The sequence below is a fragment of the Aeromonas rivipollensis genome, from assembly GCF_010974825.1.
Taxonomy (GTDB): Bacteria; Pseudomonadota; Gammaproteobacteria; order Enterobacterales; family Aeromonadaceae; genus Aeromonas; species Aeromonas rivipollensis.
Genome location: NZ_JAAILA010000013.1, coordinates 91,341 through 116,128 on the forward strand (window position 1 = coordinate 91,341; position 24,788 = coordinate 116,128).

Annotated in this window: 21 protein-coding genes; 10 read left to right on the top strand and 11 right to left on the bottom strand. The window is 61.6% G+C overall.

Annotated features, from left to right (window positions below; genetic code table 11):
• Nucleotides 1–55 precede the first annotated feature (55 nt).
• Complete coding sequence (locus G4923_RS10075) at nucleotides 56–1,054, top strand: peptide ABC transporter ATP-binding protein (protein WP_005325353.1); 999 nt, start codon at nucleotides 56–58, stop codon at nucleotides 1,052–1,054.
• 136 nt (nucleotides 1,055–1,190) lie between these two features.
• Nucleotides 1,191–1,976, top strand: coding sequence for a peptide ABC transporter ATP-binding protein (locus G4923_RS10080; protein ID WP_111910994.1), 786 nt, complete (start codon nucleotides 1,191–1,193; stop codon nucleotides 1,974–1,976).
• Between the two features lie 145 nt (nucleotides 1,977–2,121).
• On the opposite strand, the gene miaE is transcribed toward G4923_RS10080, so the two are convergent.
• On the bottom strand, nucleotides 2,122–2,880 hold the full coding sequence (miaE, locus tag G4923_RS10085; RefSeq protein ID WP_005325367.1) for a tRNA isopentenyl-2-thiomethyl-A-37 hydroxylase MiaE: 759 nt from the start codon (nucleotides 2,878–2,880) through the stop codon (nucleotides 2,122–2,124).
• Between the two features lie 128 nt (nucleotides 2,881–3,008).
• Nucleotides 3,009–4,022: a LacI family DNA-binding transcriptional regulator gene (locus tag G4923_RS10090; protein ID WP_276208948.1), complete on the bottom strand. Its 1,014-nt coding sequence runs from the start codon at nucleotides 4,020–4,022 to the stop codon at nucleotides 3,009–3,011.
• 250 nt (nucleotides 4,023–4,272) lie between these two features.
• On the opposite strand from G4923_RS10090, the gene ascF reads away from it, so the two are divergent.
• Nucleotides 4,273–5,727: a PTS cellobiose/arbutin/salicin transporter subunit IIBC gene (ascF, locus tag G4923_RS10095; RefSeq protein ID WP_163136937.1), complete on the top strand. Its 1,455-nt coding sequence runs from the start codon at nucleotides 4,273–4,275 to the stop codon at nucleotides 5,725–5,727.
• 31 nt (nucleotides 5,728–5,758) lie between these two features.
• Nucleotides 5,759–7,189, top strand: a complete 1,431-nt coding sequence (locus tag G4923_RS10100; protein WP_163136939.1) for a 6-phospho-beta-glucosidase — start codon at nucleotides 5,759–5,761, stop codon at nucleotides 7,187–7,189.
• A gap of 106 nt (nucleotides 7,190–7,295) precedes the next feature.
• Here G4923_RS10100 and purF read toward each other — a convergent pair whose 3' ends face one another.
• The 7 genes from purF to lrp form a co-directional block, all read right to left on the bottom strand.
• Nucleotides 7,296–8,816 (bottom strand): amidophosphoribosyltransferase, encoded by a 1,521-nt coding sequence (purF, locus tag G4923_RS10105; protein WP_163136941.1) that lies wholly within the window; start codon nucleotides 8,814–8,816, stop codon nucleotides 7,296–7,298.
• Nucleotides 8,817–8,834: 18 nt separating this feature from the next.
• Complete coding sequence (locus G4923_RS10110; RefSeq protein ID WP_163136943.1) at nucleotides 8,835–9,326, bottom strand: CvpA family protein; 492 nt, start codon at nucleotides 9,324–9,326, stop codon at nucleotides 8,835–8,837.
• Nucleotides 9,327–9,513: 187 nt separating this feature from the next.
• Nucleotides 9,514–10,809 carry a serine--tRNA ligase gene (gene serS / locus G4923_RS10115; protein ID WP_163136944.1) on the bottom strand — a complete coding sequence of 432 codons (1,296 nt, stop codon included), beginning with the start codon at nucleotides 10,807–10,809 and terminating at the stop codon, nucleotides 9,514–9,516.
• Nucleotides 10,810–11,097: 288 nt separating this feature from the next.
• The gene (locus tag G4923_RS10120; RefSeq protein WP_163136945.1) at nucleotides 11,098–12,435 is read right to left on the bottom strand and encodes a replication-associated recombination protein A; all 1,338 of its coding nucleotides are present in this window, start codon (nucleotides 12,433–12,435) and stop codon (nucleotides 11,098–11,100) included.
• A gap of 148 nt (nucleotides 12,436–12,583) precedes the next feature.
• Nucleotides 12,584–13,192 carry an outer membrane lipoprotein periplasmic chaperone LolA gene (gene lolA, locus G4923_RS10125; protein WP_163136946.1) on the bottom strand — a complete coding sequence of 203 codons (609 nt, stop codon included), beginning with the start codon at nucleotides 13,190–13,192 and terminating at the stop codon, nucleotides 12,584–12,586.
• Nucleotides 13,193–13,261: 69 nt separating this feature from the next.
• Nucleotides 13,262–15,769 carry a DNA translocase FtsK gene (locus tag G4923_RS10130; protein ID WP_163136947.1) on the bottom strand — a complete coding sequence of 836 codons (2,508 nt, stop codon included), beginning with the start codon at nucleotides 15,767–15,769 and terminating at the stop codon, nucleotides 13,262–13,264.
• Between the two features lie 192 nt (nucleotides 15,770–15,961).
• Nucleotides 15,962–16,453: a leucine-responsive transcriptional regulator Lrp gene (gene lrp, locus G4923_RS10135; RefSeq protein WP_005300047.1), complete on the bottom strand. Its 492-nt coding sequence runs from the start codon at nucleotides 16,451–16,453 to the stop codon at nucleotides 15,962–15,964.
• 150 nt (nucleotides 16,454–16,603) lie between these two features.
• Between lrp and ald the strand changes: the two genes are divergently transcribed.
• From ald to G4923_RS10150, 3 genes are all read left to right on the top strand, one after another.
• Nucleotides 16,604–17,719, top strand: a complete 1,116-nt coding sequence (ald, locus tag G4923_RS10140; protein ID WP_106886973.1) for an alanine dehydrogenase — start codon at nucleotides 16,604–16,606, stop codon at nucleotides 17,717–17,719.
• A gap of 183 nt (nucleotides 17,720–17,902) precedes the next feature.
• Nucleotides 17,903–18,853: a thioredoxin-disulfide reductase gene (gene trxB, locus G4923_RS10145; protein WP_106886974.1), complete on the top strand. Its 951-nt coding sequence runs from the start codon at nucleotides 17,903–17,905 to the stop codon at nucleotides 18,851–18,853.
• A 56-nt stretch (nucleotides 18,854–18,909) separates the two neighbouring features.
• The gene (locus G4923_RS10150; protein WP_163136948.1) at nucleotides 18,910–20,151 is read left to right on the top strand and encodes a diguanylate cyclase; all 1,242 of its coding nucleotides are present in this window, start codon (nucleotides 18,910–18,912) and stop codon (nucleotides 20,149–20,151) included.
• A gap of 102 nt (nucleotides 20,152–20,253) precedes the next feature.
• Here the strand turns inward: G4923_RS10150 and G4923_RS10155 are convergent, their stop codons facing one another.
• Nucleotides 20,254–20,724: an outer membrane lipoprotein gene (locus tag G4923_RS10155; RefSeq protein WP_111910984.1), complete on the bottom strand. Its 471-nt coding sequence runs from the start codon at nucleotides 20,722–20,724 to the stop codon at nucleotides 20,254–20,256.
• Nucleotides 20,725–20,741: 17 nt separating this feature from the next.
• Between G4923_RS10155 and aat the strand changes: the two genes are divergently transcribed.
• From aat to infA, 3 genes are read left to right on the top strand one after another with little or no spacing between them, the layout of a single operon-like run.
• Nucleotides 20,742–21,449 carry a leucyl/phenylalanyl-tRNA--protein transferase gene (gene aat / locus G4923_RS10160; protein ID WP_111910983.1) on the top strand — a complete coding sequence of 236 codons (708 nt, stop codon included), beginning with the start codon at nucleotides 20,742–20,744 and terminating at the stop codon, nucleotides 21,447–21,449.
• The gene (locus tag G4923_RS10165; protein ID WP_111910982.1) at nucleotides 21,446–22,162 is read left to right on the top strand and encodes an arginyltransferase; all 717 of its coding nucleotides are present in this window, start codon (nucleotides 21,446–21,448) and stop codon (nucleotides 22,160–22,162) included. The genes aat and G4923_RS10165 overlap by 4 nt, the downstream gene beginning before the upstream one ends.
• Nucleotides 22,132–22,449: a translation initiation factor IF-1 gene (infA, locus tag G4923_RS10170; protein ID WP_231557514.1), complete on the top strand. Its 318-nt coding sequence runs from the start codon at nucleotides 22,132–22,134 to the stop codon at nucleotides 22,447–22,449. Before G4923_RS10165 ends, infA begins: the two co-directional genes overlap by 31 nt.
• 69 nt (nucleotides 22,450–22,518) lie before the next feature.
• On the opposite strand, the gene clpA is transcribed toward infA, so the two are convergent.
• On the bottom strand, nucleotides 22,519–24,771 hold the full coding sequence (gene clpA / locus G4923_RS10175; RefSeq protein WP_106886978.1) for an ATP-dependent Clp protease ATP-binding subunit ClpA: 2,253 nt from the start codon (nucleotides 24,769–24,771) through the stop codon (nucleotides 22,519–22,521).
• Between the last annotated feature and the right edge of the window lie 17 nt (nucleotides 24,772–24,788).

Below are 24,788 nucleotides of genomic sequence, written 5' to 3' on the forward strand. Positions count from 1 at the left end.
ACGGCATGGCCCAGATGCAGCACGCCCAGCCACACCCTCATGAGGAGCGCCACTGATGCCCTTGCTCGACATACGCAACCTGACCATAGAAATCGACACCCCCCAGGGCAAGGTCAAGGCGGTGGACAGGGTCAGCCTGACCCTGAACGAGGGGGAGATCCGCGGCCTGGTAGGAGAATCGGGCTCGGGCAAGAGCCTGGTGGCCAAGGTGATCGTCGGTATCCAGAAGGACAACTGGACGGTGCGCGCCGACCGGATGCGCTTCAACGACATGGACTTGCTGACCATGGCCCCCAAGGAGCGACGCCGCATCATGGGCCGGGAGATCGCCATGATCTTCCAGGATCCCATCAGCTGCCTCGACCCCTCCGAGGAGATAGGCACCCAGCTGGAAGAGGCCATCCCCACCAGCGCCTTCGCCGGCAAGTTCTGGCAGCGCTTCCAGTGGCGCAAGAAGCGGGCCATCGCCCTGCTGCACAGAGTCGGGGTCAAGGATCACCGCAAGGTGATGCGGGCCTATCCCCACGAGCTGTCGGATGGCATGTGCCAGAAGGTGATGATCGCCATGGCCATCGCCAACCAGCCGCGGCTGCTGGTGGCGGACGAGCCCACCAGTGCCATGGAGTCCACCACCCACTCCCAGATCCTGCGGCTGCTGGACAAGATGAACAAGCTGGGCAACACCACCATCCTCATCATCAGCAACGACATCGCCGCCATCGCCAACCTGACCGACACCATCAACATCATGTACTGCGGCCAGATGGTGGAAGTGGGCACCCGGGATCAGATCCTCGAATCCCCCCGCCACCCCTATACGGACGCCCTGCTCAAGTCCATTCCCGACTTTGACAAGCTGGTGCGCCACAAGTCCCGGCTCGAGACCCTGCCCGGGGTGATCCCCCCCCTGCAGCACCTGCCCATCGGCTGCCGCCTCGGCCCCCGCTGCCCCTACGCCCAGAAGCAGTGCGTGCAGACCCCGCTGATGAGCAAGGTCAAGGGACATCAATTTAGTTGCCACTTCCCCTTGAACATGGAAGAGCCGAAGAAATGAACCCGAGTCATCACCACTCCATGTCACATCGGCAAGGCCAAGGGAGATCCATTTCCCAGCTACCACTGCCCGCTGAACATGGAAGAATCGAAGAAATGAGCCTGACCGTGAATACCGCCATAAAGGAGCCCAGCCTGTGATCGAACCCGCCCTGTTGCAGGTCAGGGGCCTGTGCAAGACCTATCAGAATCGCACCGGCCTGTTCCGGCGCCAGGCGGTGGAGGCCATCAAGCCCCTGTCGTTTGATCTCGGAGTGGGCCAGACCCTGGCCATCGTCGGCGAGGCGGGCTCTGGCAAGAGCACCCTGGCGCGGATCCTGGCCGGCATGATAGAGCCGAGCGGCGGCGAGATCGCCATCGAGGGGCAGCCCCTGGTCCACGGTGACTATCAGACCCGCTGCAAGCTGCTGCGGATGATCTTCCAGGACCCCAATACCTCGCTCAACCGCAAGATCCGGGTCGGCCAGATCCTGGAGACGCCGCTGCGCCTCAACACGGCCCTGAGCGAGGAGGAGCGCCGGGAGAAGGTGGTCCAGACCCTGCGCATGGTGGGCATGCTGGCGGATCACGCACTCTTCTACCCCCAGATGCTCTCCGCCGGTCAGCAGCAGCGGGTGGGGCTGGCGCGGGCGCTCATCCTCAATCCCAAGATAGTGGTGGCCGACGAGGCGCTCTCGACCCTGGACATCTCGGTGCGCTCCCAGATCATCAACCTGCTGCTGGAGATGCAGGAGACCACGGGGCTGAGCTATGTGCTGGTGGCCAACGATCTGGGCATCGTCAGCCACATCAGCGACGAGGTGCTGGTGATGCACGAGGGCCGGGTGGTGGAGCGCGGCAAGACCCTCAAGGTGTTTGCCGATCCCCAGCACGACGTGACCCGCCGCCTCATCCAGAACTACAACAACGAATATCGCCGCTGATCCCCAGCCGTTCCCCCTCCGGCCCATGGGCCGGGCATAAAAAAACCCGGCCTGATGTCGCATCAGTCGCCGGGGGATTGCGCTCAAAAAAGTGATTGCGTCGCTCGTAGTAGGAACACCGAGATAGTAGGCAGCCCCTCTGGGGTCAACAACTGTCAGATCTGACAGGCAGGCCGCTATGGAACCTGAATTGCGGATCCGGCGAGCAGATAAGCTCGGCTTCAATCCGGCCAAAATAGGCGACCCGCTCGCTGATATCCTCCCCGGCGTACTGCTCGGCCAGTGCCAGATAATCCTGGTAGTGGCGCGCCTCCGATCGCAGCAGGGAGACATAGAAGCGGCCCAGCTCCTCGTCCAGGTGGGGGGCAATCTTCGCAAAGCGCTCGCAGGAGCGCGCCTCTATATAGGCGCCGATGATCATCTTGTCCACCACGGCCGCCGGCTCGTAGGTACGCACGTGGGCCAGCAGGCTGCGGGCATAGCGGGAGGCGGTGACGGGCCCGTAGGGGATGCCGCGGGCCTGCATTATCTCCAGCACCTGCTCGAAGTGATGCAGCTCCTCCTGGATGAGCCGCACCATGGGAAACAGCAGGGGATTGCGCTCGAGCTCGGCGAACACGCTTCTGTCTGACTCCCCCATGGTGCGTTTGCCGAGGATCTCGGCCTTCTCGGGGATGGCATCCAGCTCACGATAAAACTCAAGCTTGGGCAGCAGGTGGCGCTTCTCCTTGGGCAGGCAGTAGCGGCGCACCAGGCTGTGGGCGGTCAGGGCGGCCTTGTTCTCGCAGTTGGCGTGATCGATGAGCAGGGTCGGCAACTGGGCGGGATCCCGCGCCATCTCCACCCACTCATCCGGGGTCTCGCAATGCAGGAACTGACGAACGGGGGCTAGCAGGTCATCCATCTGAACTCTTGTGCTCTCTGGTTAGTCTTGATTGGCATATTTTGATGCGGCTTGATACAGCGGGCGAAGCCCGCGAAGGGGGCCCATGCTAACGGATCCCGCCCCGCCTGCCCAGCGCAGAGGCGGCCTCACTCCAGCAGGCGCTTGAGGGAATCGCGCCGGATCAGCTTGCCGCTGAAAGAGGGCAGCGTCTCGGGCTCACCCTCCTCCACCATGGTGATCAGCCGGCTGATGGTCTCCTGGATCATCTCGGTCACCGGCATCTTGACGCTGGCCAGCGAAGGAATGACGTAGGGAGCCAGGGCGATGTCGTCGAACCCCACCACAGAGACCTGCTCCGGCACCGACACGCCGCACTCGTGCAACTGCTTGATGGCACCGATCGCCATGTCATCGTTGCTGGCGATCAGGGCACTGAAGCTCACCCCGCGCGCCAGCAGGGTCGAGACCCCGGCCGCGCCGCAGGCGGGGGTCCACTTGCCTTGCGCGATCAATTCGTCGCGCAGCGGGATCTCGTGCCGGACCAAAGCCTGCTTGTAGCCAGCCAGACGCTCGATGCCGGTGGGGGAATCCGCCGAGCCTGTGATGAAGGCGATGTCGCTGTGCCCCATCTCCACCAATTTATCCACCACGGCCGCGGCGGCCGCCTGCTGATCGGAGTAGACGCAGTGCACCGGGTGGCGCCGTAACTTGCGGTTGAGCACCATGATGGGCTGGGAGTGCTGCTCGATGATCTCGTCCATCTCCTCGACGCTGAGAAAACGCGGGTAGATGATGACGCCGTCACAGCGGGAGTCGAGCAGGTACTGGATGGCCTGTCGCTCCTCCTCGGCGCTGTGCTTGCCGTCGGCCAGGATCAGCTGCCGGCCCCGATCTTCGGTCAACCGCGCCGCGTGGGAGAGCAGCTCGCTGAAATAGACGCCGTGATAGAGGGTATTGGTCACCACCAGGCCCAGAGTCTGGGTGTTTTTGGTGGCCAGTTGCCTCGCCAGCAGGTTGGGGCGATAGCCGCTCTCCTCTATGGCCTGAAACACCCGATCCCGGGTCTCCTGACTGGTATAGCCATTGCCCGACAGCACCCGGGAGACAGTCGCCTTCGACACCCCTGCCCGCTTCGCCACCTCCAGCATAGTCGTCATCATCTTCCCCTCTTCTCGACGGGCCGCAGTGTACTGCACGGGACCCGCTTGTGCTAACGAGAATGGGCACAGGCCCCCCCTTTCAGTGATCCCATTCACGGTTCTGCACAATGGCGGTGCGACCGTCTTGTCTGTGAGCATGAAACTGAGCATGCTATGTGGAACCGGTTCCACAATGCAGTTTCATTCCCGTTCTTCCCGTCGTCAATGACGGGGTTCGACAGGCCTCATTTGGTAAAAAGGATACAACTAGATGTCAAAGAACTACGCGGCCCTGGCCGGCAAGGTCATCACGGCCCTCGGCGGAACCGGCAACATAGTCGCCGTGACCCACTGCATGACGCGCCTGCGCTTCGTGCTGCAAGACCCCACCCTGGTGGACAGTCCAACACTCAAGGCCACTACCGAGGTACTTGGGGTGGTCAGCAGTGATAACCAGTGCCAGGTGATCATCGGCAACATGGTCTCCCACGCCTATCGCGAGGTGCTTGCCCAGTTGCCGGAAGGCGCACAGGGAGACGTGCCGGCGGCCAAGCCAGGTTTCAGCCTGCGCCGCATGGGCGCCGCCATTCTGGACGCCCTGATCGGCACCATGTCGCCGCTCATTCCGGCCATCATCGGCGGCTCCATGCTCAAGCTGCTGGCCATGGTGCTGGAGATGACAGGGGTGCTGGAGAAAGGATCCTCGACCCTCACCATACTCACTGTGGCCGGTGACGGCGCCTTCTTCTTCCTGCCCCTGATGGTGGCCGCCTCCGCCGCCGTCAAGTTCAAGACCAATATGTCGCTCGCCATCGCCATCGCCGGGGTGCTGGTGCACCCCAGCTTCATCGAGCTGATGGCCAGGGCCGCCCAGGGGGAGCAGGTGACCTTCGCGCTGATCCCGGTCACCGCGGTGAAATACACCTATACAGTGATCCCGGCCCTGGTGATGACCTGGTGCCTCTCCTACATAGAGCGCTGGGTCGACCGGATCACCCCGGCAGTGACCAAGAACTTCTTGAAGCCCATGCTGATAGTGCTGATCGCGGCGCCGCTCGCCATCCTGCTCATCGGCCCCATCGGCATCTGGATTGGCACCGCCATCTCCGGCCTGGTCTACACGGTTCACGACTACCTGGGCTGGCTGTCGGTAGCCATCATGGGCGCGCTCTGGCCCCTGCTGGTGATGACCGGCATGCACCGCGTCTTCACCCCGACCATCATCCAGACCATCGCCGAGACCGGCAAGGAAGGCATGGTGATGCCCTCCGAGATAGGCGCCAACCTCTCCCTCGGCGGATCCTCCCTGGCGGTGGCCTGGCGTACCAAGAACCCCGAGCTGCGCCAGACCGCGTTGGCGGCGGCCGCCTCCGCCATCATGGCGGGGATCTCCGAGCCCGCCCTCTACGGGGTGGCCCTGCGACTGAAGCGGCCCCTCATCGCCAGCCTTATCAGTGGCTTCATCTGCGGCGCCGTGGCGGGCATGGCCGGGCTCGCCAGCCACTCCATGGCGGCACCGGGTCTCTTTACCAGCGTGCAGTTCTTCGATCCGGCCAACCCCATGAGCATCGCCTGGGTGTTCGCCGTGATGGCACTCTCGGTGGTGCTCTCCTTCGTGCTGACCCTGCTGATGGGCTTTGAAGACATACCTGTGGAGGTACCCGGCGAGAGCGCCGCACCCCAGCCCGTCGCGGCCAGCCAGGCGCAGGTCACCGCCAGCGCGTGACTCCCCTATCAGACATGACAAGAGGTAACAGATGTCGTTAGCAAGATTTCCACAAGGCTTCCTCTGGGGCGGCGCCCTGGCCGCCAACCAGGCGGAAGGCGCCCATCTCGAGGGGGGCAAGGGGCTGACCACGGTCGACATGATCCCCCATGGCGCCAACCGCATGGCGGTCAAACTTGGCCAGGAGCAGCGTTTCACCCTGCGAGATGACGAGTTCTACCCAAGCCACGAGGCCATAGATTTCTATCACCGCTACAAGGAAGACATCGCCCTGATGGCAGAGATGGGCTTCACCGTATTTCGCACCTCCATCGCCTGGAGCCGGCTCTATCCCAAGGGCGACGAGGCCGAACCCAATCCCGAGGGCATCGCCTTCTACCGGGCGCTGTTCGAGGAGTGCCGCAAGTACGGCATCGAGCCCCTGGTGACCCTGTGCCACTTCGACGTGCCCATGCACCTGGTGGTGGAGTACGGCTCCTGGCGCAACCGCCAGATGGTGGACTTTTTCACCCGCTACGCCCGCACCTGCTTCGAGGCGTTCGACGGCCTGGTGAAGTACTGGCTCACCTTCAACGAGATCAATATCCTGCTGCACAGCCCCTTCTCCGGCGCCGGGCTGGTGTTCGAGGAAGGGGAAAACAGGGAGCAGGTCAAATATCAGGCCGCCCACCACGAGCTGGTGGCGAGCGCCCTGGCGACCAAGATTGCCCACGAGGTCAATCCGCACAACCAGGTGGGCTGCATGCTGGCGGGGGGCAGTTTCTACCCCTACTCCTGCAAGCCGGAAGATGTCTGGGCCGCGCTGCAAAAGGAGCGGGAGAACCTGCTGTTTATCGATGTGCAGGCCCGGGGGGCCTACCCGGCTTATGCCGCCAGCCTGTTTCGCGAGAAGGGGATCCAGCTCGTCAAGGCGCCGGAGGATGATGACATCCTCAAACACAGCGTCGACTTCGTCTCCTTCAGCTACTACGCCTCCCGCTGCGCCTCGGCCGACATGAACGCGGGCAACACCAGCGCCGCCAACGTGGTCAAGTCCCTGCGAAACCCCCACATCCAGCAGAGCCAATGGGGTTGGGGCATAGACCCGCTCGGCCTTCGCATCACCATGAACAGCCTGTACGATCGCTACCAGAAGCCGCTGTTCCTGGTGGAGAACGGCCTGGGGGCCATCGACGAGATCAACGCCGCTGGCGAGATAGAGGACGACTATCGCATCGACTACCTGCGCGCGCACATCAGCGCCATGGGGGATGCCATCGCCGACGGGGTGCCGCTCTTGGGCTACACCAGCTGGGGCTGCATCGATCTGGTCTCTGCCTCCACCGGCGAGATGAGCAAGCGCTACGGCTTCGTCCACGTGGACAGGGACGATGCCGGCCGGGGCACCTTGGCGCGCAGGCGCAAGAAGTCGTTCTGGTGGTACCGACAGGTGATCGCCAGCAACGGGGAAGATCTGGCGTGACGAGGGCCGCCCCCGGTGAGAGAGGGGTGGCTTGAGACAGAGACGAAAACAGAGATGGGGGCCTGGCCCCCATCTCTGTTTCATGTCGACGGCAATCGGAAAACGTTTAACTGCCTTCGTTGAAGATCTCCAGATTGCTGGTCCCTTCCTGCCACTCGCGCACCGCCTTGTTGTCGTCGCTGCGCAGGGCGTTCAGGTGGTCCAGATACCCCTGATCCACGTCCGAGGTCACGTAGTGGCCATTGAACACCGAGGTCTCGAAGTGGCGCAGCTCGGGGTTGATCTCCCGCACAGCCTCTTCCAGATCTTCCAGAGCCTGGAAAATCAGGCCATCGGCGCCGATCAGCTTGCACACCTCTTCCACTTCACGGCCATGGGCGATCAGCTCGTTGGCGGTGGGCATGTCGATGCCGTAGACGTTGGGGAAGCGGATCTCCGGTGCCGCCGAGGCGAAATAGACCTTGGCCGCCCCCGCTTCACGGGCCATCTGGATGATCTGCTCCGAGGTGGTGCCACGGACGATGGAGTCATCCACCAGCAACACCTTCTTGCCCTTGAATTCGGAGCTGATGGCGTTGAGCTTGCGACGCACCGACTTCTTGCGCTGGGTCTGGCCCGGCATGATGAAGGTACGGCCTATGTAGCGGTTCTTCACGAAGCCCTGGCGGTAAGGCAGGCCCAGGGTATGGGCGATTTCCAGCGCCACGTCGCAGGAGGTCTCGGGGATGGGGATGACCACGTCCACGTCGAGATCTTCCCACTCCCGCGCAATCTTCTTGCCCAGCTTGCGACCCATGTTGAGGCGGGCGGCGTAGACGGAGACCTTGTCGATGCAGGAGTCGGGACGGGCGAAGTAGACGTACTCGAAGATGCAGGAGCTCATCTGGGGGTTCTCCGCACACTGCTCGGAGAAAAGCTGGCCCTGCTCTGTGATGTAGATGGCCTCGCCCGGGGCGACGTCACGCACCGTCTCGAAACCGATGGCGTCCAGCGCCACGCTCTCGGAGGCGAGCATGTACTCCACCTGGCCCTGATCGTCGACGCGACGACCCAGGATCAGCGGACGAATGCCGTTGGGATCGCGAAAACCGATGAGGCCATGGCCGATCACCAGCGACACCACGGCATAGGCGCCGCGGATCTGCTGGTGCACCTTGCGCACCGCAGAGAAGATGTCCTCCGGCCGCAGCGCCATCTTGTCGCACAGATCCAGCTCGTGGGCCAGCACGTTCAGCAGCACTTCGGAATCCGAGGTGGTGTTGATGTGGCGGCGGGCCACCTTGAACTGCTGCTCCTTGAGATCCTTGGCGTTGGTGAGGTTGCCGTTATGGGCCAGCACCATGCCGTAGGGAGAGTTCACGTAAAAAGGTTGGGCTTCAGCGGCACTGGAGCTGCCTGCGGTGGGATATCTGACATGTCCTATGCCGATATGCCCCTTCAGTCGCTGCATGTGGCGCACTTCAAACACATCCTTCACCAGGCCGTTGGCCTTGCGTTGCCGGAAGTTTCCACTGTCAATGGTCACGATCCCGGCGGCATCCTGTCCCCTGTGCTGCAACACCGTCAAGGCGTCGTAGAGGGCCTGATTGACGGGGGTGGTGCCAACTATACCGACAATACCGCACATGTCTTTGCTACCTCGAAGTCACTGTACCTGTTGAAGAAAACTGGACGAGTTCAGCATGAACCCGAAAAACCACTGGATCACCGGCTTGAACTCGGGAACCAGTTTGGACGCCACCCACCAGTCGCTCTGGGAGAGGCTGGTGAAGGTATCCATAAAAAACAGCAGGGCACTGACGATCAGTACCCCGCGAATGGCGCCAAAACAGACACCCAGCACCCGATCCGTGCCGGAGAGCCCCGTCTTTTCCACCAGCAGGCCCACCACGTAGTTGACCACGCTCCCCAGGATCAGGGTCGCCACGAAGAGGGCGGCGATGGCCAGGCCGTTGCGCACCATGGCGTCAGAGAAGGAGGTGAAGTAGATGGCGAGATCGGGATAGAAATGGCTGGCAATGAAAAAGGCGACGAACCAGGTGACGAGGGACATGGCTTCCTTCAGGAAGCCGCGCACCAGGCTGATGAGGGCAGAGAAACCGACGATGCCGATGATGGCGTAATCAATCCAGACCATAGAAAAAGATGTCCTGCGAAATTGCGGCGCAGTCTAACAAAAACGATTGCGCAATGCTTGATAAAAATGTGTTAAAGGTTCAATGGAGCGCCGAAGGAGACTGCTCCTTTCCCCTGCCGGGGGGCGACTGGCGCCCAAATGCACAACGCCATGGCATGGCCATGGCGTTGTGTTCAGCAAGAGGCGCTTACCCTATGTGGGTCAGGCCGCCCATGTAGGACTGCAGCGCCGCCGGGATGGCGATGCGGCCATCTTCCTGCTGGTAGTTCTCGATCACCGCCACCAGGGTGCGGCCCACCGCCAGGCCGGAGCCGTTCAGGGTGTGCAGCAGCTGCGGCTTGCCGTCGACACGCACGCGGGCCTGCATGCGGCGCGCCTGGAAGTCGGTGCAGTTGGAGACGGAGGAGATCTCGCGGTAGGTGTTCTGAGCCGGCAGCCAGACTTCCAGATCGTAGGTCTTGGCGGCGCAGAAGCCCATGTCACCGGTACAGAGCGCCATCACGCGATACGGCAGCTCCAGCAACTGCAGCACCTTCTCGGCGTGACCCACCATCTCTTCCAGCGCATCCCAGGACTTTTCCGGGTGCACCAGCTGGACCATCTCGACCTTGTCGAACTGGTGCATGCGGATCAGACCCCGGGTATCACGGCCATAAGAGCCGGCTTCGGAGCGGAAGCAGGGGCTGTGAGCCGTCATCTTGATGGGCAGTTCCTGCTCGTCGAAGATCTCGTCGCGGGCCATGTTGGTGAGCGGCACTTCGGAGGTCGGGATCAGGGAGAACTTGCGCACCTTGCCCTCGTCTTCCCCTTCGCCCTCGATACCTGTGTTGAACAGGTCCTGGGAGAACTTGGGCAGCTGGCCGGTGCCGTACAGGCTGTCCGGGTTCACCAGGTAGGGCACGTAGCATTCGGTGTAGCCGTGCTGCAGGGTGTGCAGGTCCAGCATGAACTGCGCCAGGGCGCGGTGCAGGCGGGCAATCTGACCCTTCATCACCACGAAGCGGGCACCGGAGAGCTTGACGCCGTTCTTGAAGTCCACGCCCTTGGCCGCTTCACCGAGATCGATGTGATCGCGCACCGGGAAGCTGAATTCGCGCGGGGTACCCCAGTGGCGAACGATCACGTTGTCGTTCTCGTCGCGGCCCACCGGGGTTGTGTCGCTCGGCAGGTTGGGGATGGCGTCGGAGATGGCCTTGATGTCGGCCAGCAGTGCCTCGAGCTCGACCTTGCTGGTCTCCAGCTCGTCGTTGATCTTGGTCACCTCGGCCTTGAGGGGAGCCACATCTTCGCCGCGACGGGCAGCCTCACCGATGGACTTGGAGCGGGCGTTGCGCTCGGCCTGCAGCTCCTGGGTACGGGACTGCAGATCCTTGCGTTTCTCTTCCAGAGCGTTGACAGCCGCTACGTCCAGCGTGTAGCCACGTGCAGCCAGACGAGCGGCGGCCTCTTCGATATCGCTGCGCAGATATTTGGGATCCAGCATGGTTTACCTACTTTTTTTAATGGGATCTGGGCCTGGGTCATCCGCCCTGGCGAGAAAACAGATCCGGAAGTTAACATCGGTTGGCGCACCCCTATGTCTTCGGAATCGGGCCTTCTAAATCAAGAAGATGGTGCAAGGCCAAGACAAGCGGGGTCAGAGGGGCAGTGTAGCAGACCGCCCCCCCGCCCGAACAGGGCGTATTGCTGTCGTTTTTGCCAAGTTTGACGGCATCGGCAGGCTTATCTTCGCCGATCCGAGGGATCGCCATGCTGCCCGGGCAAGGCACCCTTACTTCTCTCTTTGGCGCGGGCTTTGGCGGTCCAGCTCGCGCAGATAGTCGAGCTTCTGGGCGATCTGCTTCTCGAGACCCCGTTCGGTGGGCTGGTAGTAGTGCTTGCCAGCCAATTCCGGCGGGAAGTACTCCTCGCCGGCGGCATAGGCGCCGGGTTCGTCGTGGGCATAGCGGTACTCGGCGCCATAGCCGAGCTCGCTCATCAGCTTGGTCGGCGCGTTGCGCAGGTGCGGCGGCACCTCGAAGTCCGGCAGGTTTTTGGCGTCATTGAGCGCCGCCTTCCAGGCGGTATAGACCGCATTGCTCTTGGGGGCGCAGGCGAGGTAGACGATGGCCTGGGCGATGGCCCGTTCCCCTTCCGCCGGGCCTATGCGATGGAAGCAGTCCCAGGCAGACAGCGCCACCTGCATGGCGCGGGGATCGGCGTTGCCCACATCTTCCGAGGCAATCGCCAGCAAGCGGCGGGCAATATAGAGGGGATCGCAACCGGCACTCACCATGCGGGCATACCAGTAGAGGGCCGCATCCGGCGCCGAGCCGCGAATGGACTTGTGCACCGCCGAGATGAGGTCGTAGAAGTGATCGCCCCCCTTGTCGAAGCGGGCCACGTGCTCCCCCACCACGGCGGCGAGCAGGGCGCTGTCGATCACCTTCTCCCCTGCCCCATTGGTCTCGGCCATGTCGGCCAACAGCTCCAGGTAGTTGAGGGACTTGCGCCCGTCCCCATCCACGGCTTTGGCCAGCGCCACCTTCACCCCGGGGGCAAAAGTGAGGCTAGGGTCATTGAGGCCACGGGGGTCTGTCATCGCCTGATCGAGCATGGCGAGGATGTCCTCCTCCTCCAGCCTTTTCAGCAGGTAGACCCGGGCCCGGGAGAGCAGTGCGTTGTTGAGTTCGAACGAGGGGTTTTCGGTGGTAGCGCCGATGAAGGTGATGGTGCCGTCTTCGATGTGAGGCAGGAACACATCCTGCTGGCTCTTGTTGAAGCGGTGCACCTCATCGACGAAGAGGATGGTGCGCACCCCGCGCCAGCTGTTCTCCTTCGCCTTGTCGATGGCGGCGCGGATCTCCTTGATGCCGGAGGTGACCGCGGAGAGCCGCTCCACCTCGGCCTGGCAGTAGTGGGCCATCAGCTCGGCGAGGGTGGTCTTGCCGGTACCGGGCGGCCCCCACAGGATCATGGAGTGACAGTGCCCCGCCAGGATCGCCTTGCGCAGGGGCTTGTCGGCCCCCAGGATGTGCTGCTGGCCTATGTATTGATCCAGGTTCTGCGGCCGCATCCTGGCCGCCAGCGGACGAAAGTCCGACGAGAAATCCAGGGACAAGTTGCTCATCTGCGTTAACCGTCCAGTGCCACGCCGGCCGCCGGTGAGAGGCGCTCCGACGATGATTCCAAAGAGCGCTTGCTCATCTTGGTTGAGAGCCCCCGAGGGGGCGTCAGCGGATGACGGCCCGACCGGAGATCCAAAGAGAGAGGGCTCATCAGCGCTGATCGTCCAGTGCGACCCCCTTGGGTATCTTGAACACGAACTCGTTGCCCTTTAGCACCGGCTTGCGGTTGAAGCTGCTCAAGGTGAATTCGCTCCACTGCCCCTGGGCCTCTTTCACATCGAACCGGCTGATGTTGTTCTGACGGTCGAAGGTGATGCGAAAGGAGGCAATAAGCTCATCCTTGTTGCGGCTGGTGACTGTGTAGACGTCCCCCTGCTGGGTCACGTCGTAGTTCTTCCAGAGCCCGATATCGTTGCCGGCGATCAGCACGAAGGGGGTGTTGAGTACAGCATCCTTCATCTTGAGGGCGGTAACCTGCTCGACGAAGGGGTCATAGACCCACACATCCTTGCCGTCCGCCACTATCAGGCTCTCGTCCGGGGCAGTGGTGTGCCAGTTGAAGCGGTTCGGGCGCTGTACCAGCAGGGAGCCGCTCGCCTTCTGCAGCTCCTTGCCCTTGCTGTCATAGACGGTCTGGGCAAACTTGGCCGAGAACAGGCTGACGCCCGTCAGCTTCTGCTTGAGATCGCTGGCCGCATCGGCCCACACCTGGCTGCTGGCGAGCAACAGTACAGAACCCATCAATAATGCTTTTTTCATCGCGATTCCCGTTGAAGAGGGTCAGATAAAAGGCCATGTCCGCAGACATGGCCAGGATGATATGAAGGCTTAATCACGCACCGGGGGCGGTGCCAGCACGTCGCGCTGGCCGTTGCCCCCGGGAGAGCTGACGATGCCCTGGTTTTCCATCTGCTCGATGAGACGGGCCGCCCGGTTGTAACCAATCTTGAACTTGCGCTGCACGCTGGAGGTCGAGCCACGGCGGGATTCCACCACGAAGGCGACCGCCTCGTCGAACAGGGGATCCAGCTCCTCGTCACCACCGCCGCCGTACTCGCCGCCACCGCCCTCGCCGTCCGACTCACCGGAGAGGATCTCCTCGATGTAGTTCGGCTCGCCGCGCAGTTTCCAGTCCGCCACCACCTTGTGTACCTCGTGGTCATCGACGAAGGCGCCGTGGACCCGGGTCGGGTTGGAGGTACCGGCCGGCATGTAGAGCATGTCCCCCATGCCAAGCAGGGATTCGGCGCCGCCCTGATCCAGGATGGTACGGGAATCGATCTTGCTCGACACCTGGAAGGAGATCCGGGTCGGGATGTTGGCCTTGATGAGGCCGGTAATGACATCCACCGACGGACGCTGGGTCGCGAGGATAAGGTGAATACCGGCCGCCCGCGCCTTCTGGGCGATACGGGCGATGAGCTCTTCCACCTTCTTGCCGACGATCATCATCATGTCGGCGAACTCGTCCACCACTACGACTATGTGGGGCAGCTTCTCGAGCTCAGGCGGCATCTGATCCATGGAGTCACCCGGACGCCACAGGGGATCCCGCAGGGGCTCGCCCTCGGCGGCCGCGGCCAGCACCTTGTCGTTGTAACCCTTGAGGTTGCGCACCCCGACCGCGGACATCAGCTTGTAGCGACGCTCCATCTCTCCTACGCACCAGCGCAGGGCGTTGGCGGCGTCCTTCATGTCGGTGACCACCTCGGTCAGCAGATGGGGGATACCTTCGTAGACCGAGAGCTCCAGCATCTTGGGGTCGATCATGATGAAGCGCAGATCATCGGGGGATGACTTGTAGAGCATGGAGATGATCATGGTGTTGACCCCCACCGACTTGCCCGAGCCGGTGGTACCGGCCACCAGCAGGTGAGGCATCTTGGCGAGGTTCACCACCACGGGTTCCCCCGCGATGTCCTGCCCCAGCCCCATGGTCAGTGGATTGTGGCTGCCCGAGAAGGCCTCGCAGTCCAGGGTCTCCCGCAGGTAGACGGTCTGGCGCACCCGGTTGGGCAGCTCGATGCCGACGAAGGTCTTGCCCGGAATAACCTCCACCACCCGCACACTGCTGGCGGACAGCGAACGGGCGAGATCCCGGGAGAGGTTGGTGATCTTGCTCGCCTTCATGCCCGGCGCCAGATCCAGCTCGAAGCGGGTGATCACAGGGCCCGGATAGACACCGACCACCTTGGCCTGCACGTTGTAGTCGGCGAGTTTCGCCTCCACCAGCCGGCCCATGCGGTCCAGCTCGTCCTTGCTCATCATCTGGGTCTTGGCGGGCGGTCTGTCCAGCAGATCTATGCTCGGCAGCGGCGCCATGGCGGGCTGGGGGCGACGCTTGGGCTTGACCGGTGCGGCGACCGCAGGCGCGGCAGCGGCCTCCTCCCCTTCCGCCCAGGGCAGATCGAGCTCGTCGTCCCCGTCATCGGCCAGGGCCGGCTGACGGCGGGCATGGGCAACGGCGGCGCGCTTGGGTCTTGCCACGGGCGCCGGCTCGTCCTCTTCATCATCGAATTGCGGATCGAACTGGAAGGTATCGTCATCGAGCTCCGGCAGCCATTCGTCAGATTTTGACTTCTGGCTCCCCTTGGTCTTGGGGTTGCGCGTCCAGCTGCTATGAGGCTCGTCCTCTTCCTCGTCGAGATCCAGGGCTCCCACGCCCCCTTCCAGCAGGGGATCCGGTCCCTCAAAACGGGGCTGGCGCCAGCCGCCGGTCAGCCAGCGACCCAGGGTTGTCGGGAAATGGTAGATGGCGCTGACGCTGCCGGTGCAGGTGGCACCGATCCGCTCGACTATGGTGAGCCAGGACCAGCCGGTGAACAGGGTGATGCCGGTGGCCACGAAGCAGAGCAGCATCAGGTTGGCCCCGACCCCGCCAAACAGGGGCACCACGGCAGACGCGATCACGTCACCCACCAGGCCGCCTGCGGAGAAATTCTGCAAGTCATTGAAGTTCATGCTGGCAATGGCCGACATGCCGAGCACCGTCAGCACGAAGCCGATGATACGCACCGACAGGGTGAGATAGTCCACCTCCAGCAGCCGGCTCGGGCGCCAGAACAGGCTCCAGCCGAGCAGCACCACCAGAGGAGGCACCAGATAGGAGAAGGCCCCGAAGGTGAACATGGTGATGTCGGCGAGCCAGGCACCGGCGCTGCCCGCCAGGTTCTTCACCTCTCCCTGCCAGGAGGTCTGGGACCAACCGGGATCGGCGGGATGGTAGGTCAACAGGGCAAGCAAGAGATAGGCAGCCATCAGCGTGATGGCGATCAAGACGGCCTCGAAGATCCGTTGCGTACCTGACAAAGGAGTAAACAGCTTTTTATCGGCCAAACTCCGGCTCCTTTCTGAAAACATGTAATGCGGGGATAGGGGGCCTAGTATCCCTGAAAAGCCCACCGATTGTCAGCCAGTGCCTGAGGGCGGGGCCATGAATACAGTAATAAGAAGAAACGAGCGGACCGGCCGCTCGTTTCTGACTATCGTGACTCGTCGTGGTGCTTGCAAGTCACAGCACAATCCCGCTTATCGGGTGCTGATCACCAGACGGCTGCTCTGCTTGACCTCTTCCATGACCACATAGGTACGGGTGTCATTGACGCCGGGCAGACGCAGCAGGGTTTCCCCCAGCAGGCGGCGATAGGCCGACATGTCGCTGACGCGGGTCTTGAGCAGATAGTCGAAATCACCGGACACCAGATGGCACTCCTGGATCTCTTCGAGCACCTGAACAGCCTTGTTGAACTGTTCGAACACGTCGGGGGCGCCACGATTGAGGGTAATTTCCACGAACACCAGCAGAGACGCATCCAGATAATGAGGGTTCAGAATAGCGGCATATCCTTCGATATAGCCTTGACGCTCGAGGCGACGAACCCGTTCCAGACACGGTGTGGGACTCAGGCCAACTCGTTTGGACAACTCAACGTTCGAAATCCTGCCATCCTTTTGCAGTTCATTCAGAATGTTGCGGTCAATCCTGTCCAAATCCTTTAGCCGACTCTTAGCTTCCATCATTTAATTCCATCCTTTGGCTATTTTTTGGTAAGAATCACCAGTCATTTTATAATAATGGTCACAAATCCTGTCAATACCTGAATATACTAGGCGCAAATGTTGCTTAACATCTGGGCAACATAAACCACCAATCGATAGACGAGGGATAGCATGATTATCGGTGTACCTAAGGAAATAAAAAACCATGAATATCGCGTAGGCATGGTTCCGGCCAGTGTACGTGAACTGACAGCACGAAACCATACCGTTTTCGTCCAAAGCGGCGCAGGAAATGGCATTGGCTTCAGTGACGCAGATTATCTGGCTGCCGGAGCCGAGATCCTGGCCTCCGCAGCAGACGTTTTCGCCAAGGCGGAGATGATCGTCAAGGTCAAGGAACCCCAGGCGGTCGAGCGCGCCATGCTGCGTCCGGGCCAGACCCTCTTTACCTACCTGCACCTGGCGCCAGACCTGGCCCAGACCCGGGAACTGGTCGACAGCGGCGCCGTCTGCATCGCCTACGAGACAGTCACCGATGGCCGTGGCGGCCTGCCCCTGTTGGCACCCATGTCGGAAGTGGCCGGGCGCATGTCTATTCAGGCCGGTGCCCAGGCGCTGGAGAAGTCCCGCGGGGGTAGCGGCATGCTGCTCGGCGGCGTGCCCGGAGTCGAACCGGCCAAGGTGGTGATCATCGGCGGTGGCGTGGTGGGTTCCAACGCAGCCCGCATGGCCATCGGCCTGCGTGCCGATGTCACCATACTCGACAACAACATCGACACCCTGCGCCGTCTCGACAGCGAGTTCCAGGGGGCGGCCAAGGTGGTCTACTCCAATCGCGAGACCCTGGAGCGCCACCTGCTGGCGGCGGATCTGGTCATCGGCGGCGTGCTGGTGCCGGGCGCCACTGCGCCAAAACTTGTCAGCCGTGACCACATTGCACGCATGAAGCCGGGCTCCGCCATCGTGGACGTGGCCATCGATCAGGGCGGCTGCGTCGAGACCTCGCACGCCACCACCCATGAGGATCCCACCTTCATCGTCGACGAGGTGGTGCACTACTGCGTGGCCAACATGCCAGGCGCCGTGGCCCGCACCTCCACAGTGGCCCTCAACAACGCCACCCTGCCCTTCATCATCAAGCTGGCGGAACAGGGCTATCGCGGTGCACTGCTCAGCGATCCCCACCTGTTGCACGGCCTGAACGTGATGGCGGGCAAGATCACCTGCAAGGAGGTCGCCGTGGCGCACAACCTGGCCTACACGGATCCCCTGACCCTGTTGAACTGATCCCGCCCCCGCAAGGGTGCGTCGATGAGTGAAAATCCGCCCGCGATGGGCGGTTTTTTTATGGCGCAATCCGGCCACCCTCCCCCCTCTTTGGCGATTGCCACAATCGATGCCCTGGCCTTTGACCCCGGATCACGAATTACCTACAATCGCGCAAACTCATCACGTCTCGGAAATCACATCATGAGCCAAGTCATTCATAGCAAACTGCTGATCCTGGGGTCAGGCCCGGCGGGTTACACCGCCGCCGTCTACGCCGCCCGCGCCAACCTCAATCCCCTGCTCATCACCGGCATGCAGCAAGGTGGTCAGCTGACCACCACCACTGAGGTGGAAAACTGGCCAGGTGATGCGGAAGGGCTGACCGGCCCGGCCCTGATGGAGCGCATGAAAGAGCATGCGGAAAAATTCGATACCCGCATCCTCTTTGATCACATCAATGAAGTGGAGCTGACCCAGCGCCCCTTCCGTCTCAAGGGTGACAACGGTGAATACACTTGCGACGCGCTCATCATCGCCACCGGCGCCTCCGCCAAGTACCTGGGGCTGCCTTCCGAGGAGTCCTTCAAGGGCCGCGGCGTCTCCGCCTGTGCCACCTGTGACGGTTTCTTCTACCGCAACCAGGAAGTGGCCGTGGTCGGCGGCGGCAACACTGCCGTGGAAGAGGCGCTCTATCTGGCCAACATCGCCAAGAAGGTGCACCTGATCCACCGCCGCGACGAGTTCCGCGCTGAGAAGATCCTGATCAAGCGCCTCAATGACAAGGTCGAGAGCGGCAACATAGTGCTGCACACTCACCAGACCCTGGACGAGGTGCTGGGTGACAACATGGGCGTGACCGGCGTGCGCCTGCGCAGCACCCGGGACGACGCCACCTCCGAGCTGCCGCTGATGGGGGTCTTCATCGCCATCGGTCACCAGCCCAACACCCAGATCTTCGAAGGCCAGCTGGCGATGGAAAACGGCTACCTCAAGGTGCGGGGCGGCCTGGAAGGCTTCGCGACCCAGACCAGCATCCCGGGCGTGTTTGCCGCCGGCGACGTGGCCGACCACGTTTACCGTCAGGCGATCACCTCAGCCGGTACCGGCTGCATGGCGGCCCTGGATGCCGAGCGATATCTGGACGCACAATAAGCACAAGGATATAAAGGGCATGCCAAGTGGCATGCCCTTTTCTTTTAAGGAGCCGGATGAAACGGAAAATAATGATTGTGGAAGACAGCCTGACGGTGCGCCGCATGTTGACCCAGGCCATTGCGCAGCAAACCGGGCTGGAGATAGATGCGTTCGATACCCTGGAGGGCGCCCGCGACTGCCAGGGAGAAGAGTACGTGGTCGCCCTAGTGGATCTCACCCTGCCGGATGCCCCGAGCGGAGAAGCCGTCAACGTGTTGCTGGCGCGAGGGTTGCCCGTGGTGATCCTCACCGCCGACATCAGCGAGGAGAAACGGGAAGCCTGGCTGGAGGCCGGGGTGCTGGATTACGTGATGAAGGATTCACGGCACTCCCTGCAATACGCCGTCAGCCTGGTGCACCGCCTCTACCTCAACCAGGCCATAGAAGTGCTGGTGGTCGATGATTCGCTCACATCCCGTCATCGCACCGCCGCCCAATTGCGCAAGCAACTGCTGCTGGTGCACGAGGCAACCTGCGCCCGGGATGCCCTGGCCCTGCTCGAGCAGCACCCTGCCATTCGCCTGATGCTGGTGGATTACTACATGCCGGAAATCGACGGCATCAGCCTTGTGCGGGTGCTGCGGGAGCGCTACAGCAAGCAGCAGCTCGCCATCATCGGCATCTCGGTGTCGGACAAGCACGGCCTCTCTGCCCGCTACCTCAAGCAGGGGGCGAACGATTTTCTCAACCAGCCGTTCGAGCCCGAGGAGCTGCAGTGCCGGGTCAGCCACAATCTGGAGGCCCTTGAGCAGTTCAACAGCATCCAGGAATCCGCCAATCGCGACTACCTGACCGGGCTCTACAACCGGCGTTACTGGTTCAACGAGGGGCAGAAGTGGTTCGAGGAGCATCAGCGTCAGCAGGCGCAGCTCGCCCTGTGCGTGCTCGATGTGGATCATTTCAAGCAGGTCAACGATCACTGGGGCCATGCCATCGGCGATGAGCTGCTCTGCCACCTGACCCGGTTGCTCTCCCAGTTCTTCCCGGATGCCATGATAGCCCGCTTCGGTGGGGAGGAGTTTGCCCTGATGGTGCCCCATTGCCCGGTTCCCGTGCTGCTCAAGCGGCTGGAAGGGCTGCGCCAACAGCTGCGTCAGCAGCCGCTGTCACGGGAAGTGCCGCTGTTCGTGCGCGCCAGTTTTGGCGTCATCAACGTCGGGCGGCTCTCCATGGACGAGGCACTCTGCGAGGCAGATCGCCAGCTGTATCAGGCAAAGAACACGGGTCGTGACAAGATAGTCTCCCAGGACGCCTGAGCACGTCTCGAGTGAGACGCTCCGTGTAGTACCGCCCGGCGCCCTTTGCGGCCGCCGGGTTATTCCCCCCTCCTCACGCCCCCTGCCCGCCCACGGGTTTCCTCAATAGGTCTTGTCGACCCGCACCCCATCGCTGAAATAGAGGATGCGCACCTTGTCCCCGCTAGCAAACACCATGGCCGGATCGTAATCCTGGATCACGTTGATAAGCCCGTCTTGCTCGTTGCGGATTAGCAGCTCCACCAGCTTGTTCTCCACCACGCTGCCACCTGACTGGTAGTGCTGCACCGCGGCCGCCCCCGCCAATGCCCCCACGGCGGTGGCTATCTCCCGCCCATGACCGCCGCCAAACTGGTTGCCGAGCAGCCCCCCCAGCACAGCGCCACCCAGGGTTTTCCAGCCGGTATGCTCGGACTCCAGCACCTGGCGCTGGGTGATATTGCGCACCGTATCCACCTGGCCAAACACCACCTGATCGACGGGGCGCGCCGTATTGCGCTCATAGGGTGCGGCCCAGGCGGGCGCCGTGACAAAGCCCAGCAAGCTGGATACTATCAGGATAACGGCCTTCATCTGTGAACCTCTGTCTTATGTCTCGCTATCTCACCGAACTGGATGATGAGCTGTGCTGGTTTCCCTCCCCCAGCCATGCGCTGGAAGAGCCCAACGGCCTGCTGGCGATTGGGGGAGATCTCTCTCCTGCTCGATTGCTGGCAGCTTATCACAGCGGGATCTTTCCGTGGAATGAGCCACACCAGCCACTGCTCTGGTGGTCGCCGGATCCCAGGGGGGTGATAGTGCCCGATGAGCTGCACATAGGGCGCAGCCTGCAGAAGTATCTGCGCCGCACCAGCTTCGACATTACCGTCGACAGTGCCTTCGATGAGGTGATAGCGGCCTGCGCCGCCCCCCGTCGCAGCGCCAGCGGCACCTGGATTAGCGCCCCCATGATCGACGCCTATCGGCAGTTGCACCGCCTGGGCCATGCCCACTCCATCGAGATCTGGCAGGATGGTCAGTTGCAGGCAGGGCTCTACGGCCTCTCCCTTGGCCGCCTCTTCTGCGGCGAATCCATGTTCAGCCGCATCGATAACGGCGCCAAACTGGCCATGGTGGCGCTCTGTCGTCATTTTTCACGCCATGGGGGTGCCCTCATCGATTGCCAGATGCAGAACGACTTCCTGGCCACCCTGGGGGTCCAGGAGTGGCCAAGAAGCCGGTTTCTGACCACATTGGCGAGCCTGACCAGGCAACCACTGCAGGACGGTTGCTGGCAGCAGAGGAGAATCAGCCTATGACAGAAGAAGTGATCCTCAAGGTAGGCCTGACCCCCAGACACCCGTGCAGCTACCTCGGCCATGAGCAGGAGCAGTTGCTGGTACTGATGGATCATGAGCTGCTTAATGCGGCCGGATATGAGCGATTGCTGACGGCAGGATTCAGGCGCAGTGGCAACGACATCTATCGCCCCCATTGCCCGGCCTGCAGTGCCTGCCAGTCCCTGCGCATCCACAGCGAGCATTTCGTGCCGAACCGCAGTCAGAAACGCGTTCGTCAGCTGAACCGGGATCTCGAGCTGGTACTGAGTTACGACGACAAACCCGAGTATTACCAGCTCTATGAGCGCTACATCCGCGAGCGCCACCACGATGGCAGCATGTACCCGCCGAGTCGGAGCCAGTACAAGGGATTCCTGCACTGCGACTGGATGCCACCGCTCTACATGGAGATACGCAAGGAGGGACGCCTCATCGGGGTGGCCACCACGGACCTGCTTCCCCACTCCATGAGCGCCATGTATACCTTCTTCGATCCTGACTATGCCGACCGCTCTCTGGGCACTTTTGCCATTCTGAGCCAGTTGGAACTGGCCAGGCGCACGGGTCGCAGCTGGCTGTATCTGGGCTATCTGGTGGAGGCCTGTCGCAAGATGAATTACAAACGCCAATACCTGCCCCACGAGCTGCTGGTGCAGGGAGAATGGAAAAATATCGACACCAAGCCCGAGTAAACTTTACACATAGCCTTAAATCCGGCATGATCCAGCGGTTTTTTGTTGTGGCTTATCAAGAGGATTCAATGGCTAAAGAAGACAGTATTGAGATGCAGGGTACCATTCTCGAAACCTTGCCCAATACCATGTTCCGTGTGGAACTGGAAAATGGTCACGTGGTTATCGCTCATATTTCCGGCAAGATGCGCAAAAACTACATCCGTATCCTGACTGGGGACAAAGTAACGGTGGCTCTGACTCCGTACGATCTCTCCAAGGGACGTATTGTTTTCCGCTCTCGCTAAGCCAGGAATTCAGCAAAAAACCCCAGCCTCTCGGCTGGGGTTTTTTGTCGTTTCTGGCCTCAATCACATTTAGTGAGAGACAGCTTCAACATTGACCTGGAAGTCAAAGCTGAGGCTGTTATTCACCAGCTCCACTCTCACCACTCCGCCATCGACCAGTGAGCCGAACAGGATCTCATTGGCCAACGGCTTCTTGAGGTGCTCCTGAATGACCCGTCCCATGGGTCTTGCACCCATTGCCCGATCATACCCCTTCTCGGCCAACCAGTGGCGCGCCTCTTCAGATACCTCCAGTGACACCCCTTTGGCATCCAGCTGTACCTGCAGTTCGACGATGAACTTGTCGACGACCTGATGGATCACCGTCATGTCCAGATGGTTGAACCAGATGGTGTGATCGAGCCGGTTGCGGAACTCCGGACTGAACGTCTTGTTGATCACCGCCATGGCATCGTGGCTCATGTCCTGCTGCTGGAAGCCAATGGACTTGCGCTGGGTCTCCTGCACGCCCGCGTTGGTGGTCATCACCAAGATCACGTTGCGAAAATCTGCCTTGCGCCCGTTGTTGTCCGTCAGGGTGCCGTTGTCCATCACTTGCAGCAGCAAGTTGAAGACATCCGGGTGCGCCTTCTCGATCTCGTCCAGCAGCACCACCGAATGGGGATGCTTGAGCACAGAATCGGTCAGCAAGCCGCCCTGCTCAAAGCCCACATAGCCGGGAGGTGCCCCAATCAACCGGGAGACGGTATGGCGCTCCATGTATTCGGACATATCAAAACGCAGCACCTCGACCCCGAGCGCCTTGCCGAGCTGCTGGGTGACTTCTGTCTTACCCACCCCGGTCGGGCCGGCAAACAGGAAGCAGCCCACAGGGCGACGCTCGTTGCCAAGGCCGGAGCGTGACAGCCGGATGGCATCGGTCAATACGGTGATGGCCTTGTCCTGGCCGAACACCACCATCTTGAGGTTACGCTCCAGGTTCTTCAGCACCTCCTTGTCGGAAGAGGAGACCGATTTCTCCGGGATGCGGGCAATCTTCGCGACTATGGCCTCGATCTCCGGCACATTGATCACTTTTTTACGCTTGCTGACCGGCAACAGACGTTGTCCCGCCCCTGCCTCGTCGATCACGTCGATGGCCTTGTCCGGCAGGTGACGGTCATTGATATATTTGGCGGAGAGCTCGACCGCGGCACGGATGGCCTTGACGGTGTAACGCACGCCATGGTGCGCCTCATAGCGGCTCTTGAGCCCCATCAGGATACGGGTGGTGTCATCTATGCTCGGCTCGACGATGTCGATCTTCTGGAAACGGCGCGCCAGAGCCCGATCTTTTTCGAAGATCTGGGAATATTCCTGATAAGTGGTTGATCCCACACAGCGCAGCAGGCCATTGGAGAGCAGTGGTTTGATGAGGTTGGCCGCATCCAGCTGACCGCCGGAGGCTGCACCCGCCCCGATGATGGTGTGGATCTCGTCGATGAAGAGGATGGCACCTTCCTGGCGTTCGATCTGCTTGAGCAGCACCTTGAGACGCTTCTCGAAGTCGCCGCGGTACTTGGTGCCTGCCAGCAGGGAGCCCATGTCCAGAGAATATATAGTGCTGTTTGCGATAACTTCGGGTACATCACCCTTGACGATGCGATAGGCGAGCCCCTCGGCGATGGCGGTCTTGCCCACGCCAGCCTCCCCCACCAGCAAGGGATTGTTCTTGCGCCGACGGCACAGCACCTGGATGGTGCGACTCAGCTCCTGATCGCGACCGATCAGCGGGTCGATGCGCCCCTCCAGCACCAGCTGGTTGAGGTTAGTGGCAAAACTCTCGATCTGGGCGGACGAGACCTCATCATCGGACTCGGCATTGTTGCCGCCACTCTCGGGCTTGCTGTCTTTGCGCACCCCGTGGGAGAGGAAGTTCACCACATCCAGGCGGCTTATTTCGGCTTTTTTCAGGAAGTAGGCGGCCTGGGACTCTTGCTCGCTGAAGATGGCGACCAGTACATTGGCGCCGCTCACCTCGGTATTGCCCGACGACTGGACATGGAACACGGCACGTTGCAACACGCGCTGGAAACCAAGGGTCGGTTGGGTTTCTCTGTCTTCGTCATCGCGGGGGATGAGCGGGGTCGTTTGATTGATGAATGCGCGAATTTCCTTGCGCATCTGCTCCACATCCGCACCACACGAACTCAGCGCCTCATGGGCTGAGCTGTTATCCAGCAGGGCTAACAACAGGTGCTCGACGGTCATGAATTCGTGGCGCTCATCACGGGCCAGTTTGAAAGCCTCGTTCAGCGTCTTTTCTAGATCTTTGTTCAACATAGGCACCTCCCCTCAGT

Bases quoted from the DNA above. Each gene is read 5' to 3' on its own strand.
- G4923_RS10120 (WP_163136945.1), bottom strand. From the start codon at position 12,435: ATGAGCAACTTGTCCCTGGATTTCTCGTCGGACTTTCGTCCGCTGGCG.
- lrp (WP_005300047.1), bottom strand. From the start codon at position 16,453: ATGATGGAAGCTAAGAGTCGGCTAAAGGATTTGGACAGGATTGACCGC.
- miaE (WP_005325367.1), bottom strand. From the start codon at position 2,880: ATGGATGACCTGCTAGCCCCCGTTCGTCAGTTCCTGCATTGCGAGACC.
- G4923_RS10150 (WP_163136948.1), top strand. From the start codon at position 18,910: ATGAAACGGAAAATAATGATTGTGGAAGACAGCCTGACGGTGCGCCGC.
- G4923_RS10075 (WP_005325353.1), top strand. From the start codon at position 56: ATGCCCTTGCTCGACATACGCAACCTGACCATAGAAATCGACACCCCC.
- G4923_RS10155 (WP_111910984.1), bottom strand. From the start codon at position 20,724: ATGAAGGCCGTTATCCTGATAGTATCCAGCTTGCTGGGCTTTGTCACG.
- clpA (WP_106886978.1), bottom strand. From the start codon at position 24,771: ATGTTGAACAAAGATCTAGAAAAGACGCTGAACGAGGCTTTCAAACTG.
- ascF (WP_163136937.1), top strand. From the start codon at position 4,273: ATGTCAAAGAACTACGCGGCCCTGGCCGGCAAGGTCATCACGGCCCTC.
- serS (WP_163136944.1), bottom strand. From the start codon at position 10,809: ATGCTGGATCCCAAATATCTGCGCAGCGATATCGAAGAGGCCGCCGCT.
- ald (WP_106886973.1), top strand. From the start codon at position 16,604: ATGATTATCGGTGTACCTAAGGAAATAAAAAACCATGAATATCGCGTA.
- lolA (WP_163136946.1), bottom strand. From the start codon at position 13,192: ATGAAAAAAGCATTATTGATGGGTTCTGTACTGTTGCTCGCCAGCAGC.
- purF (WP_163136941.1), bottom strand. From the start codon at position 8,816: ATGTGCGGTATTGTCGGTATAGTTGGCACCACCCCCGTCAATCAGGCC.
- aat (WP_111910983.1), top strand. From the start codon at position 20,742: ATGTCTCGCTATCTCACCGAACTGGATGATGAGCTGTGCTGGTTTCCC.
- infA (WP_231557514.1), top strand. From the start codon at position 22,132: ATGGAAAAATATCGACACCAAGCCCGAGTAAACTTTACACATAGCCTT.
- G4923_RS10100 (WP_163136939.1), top strand. From the start codon at position 5,759: ATGTCGTTAGCAAGATTTCCACAAGGCTTCCTCTGGGGCGGCGCCCTG.
- G4923_RS10110 (WP_163136943.1), bottom strand. From the start codon at position 9,326: ATGGTCTGGATTGATTACGCCATCATCGGCATCGTCGGTTTCTCTGCC.
- G4923_RS10090 (WP_276208948.1), bottom strand. From the start codon at position 4,022: ATGATGACGACTATGCTGGAGGTGGCGAAGCGGGCAGGGGTGTCGAAG.
- G4923_RS10165 (WP_111910982.1), top strand. From the start codon at position 21,446: ATGACAGAAGAAGTGATCCTCAAGGTAGGCCTGACCCCCAGACACCCG.
- trxB (WP_106886974.1), top strand. From the start codon at position 17,903: ATGAGCCAAGTCATTCATAGCAAACTGCTGATCCTGGGGTCAGGCCCG.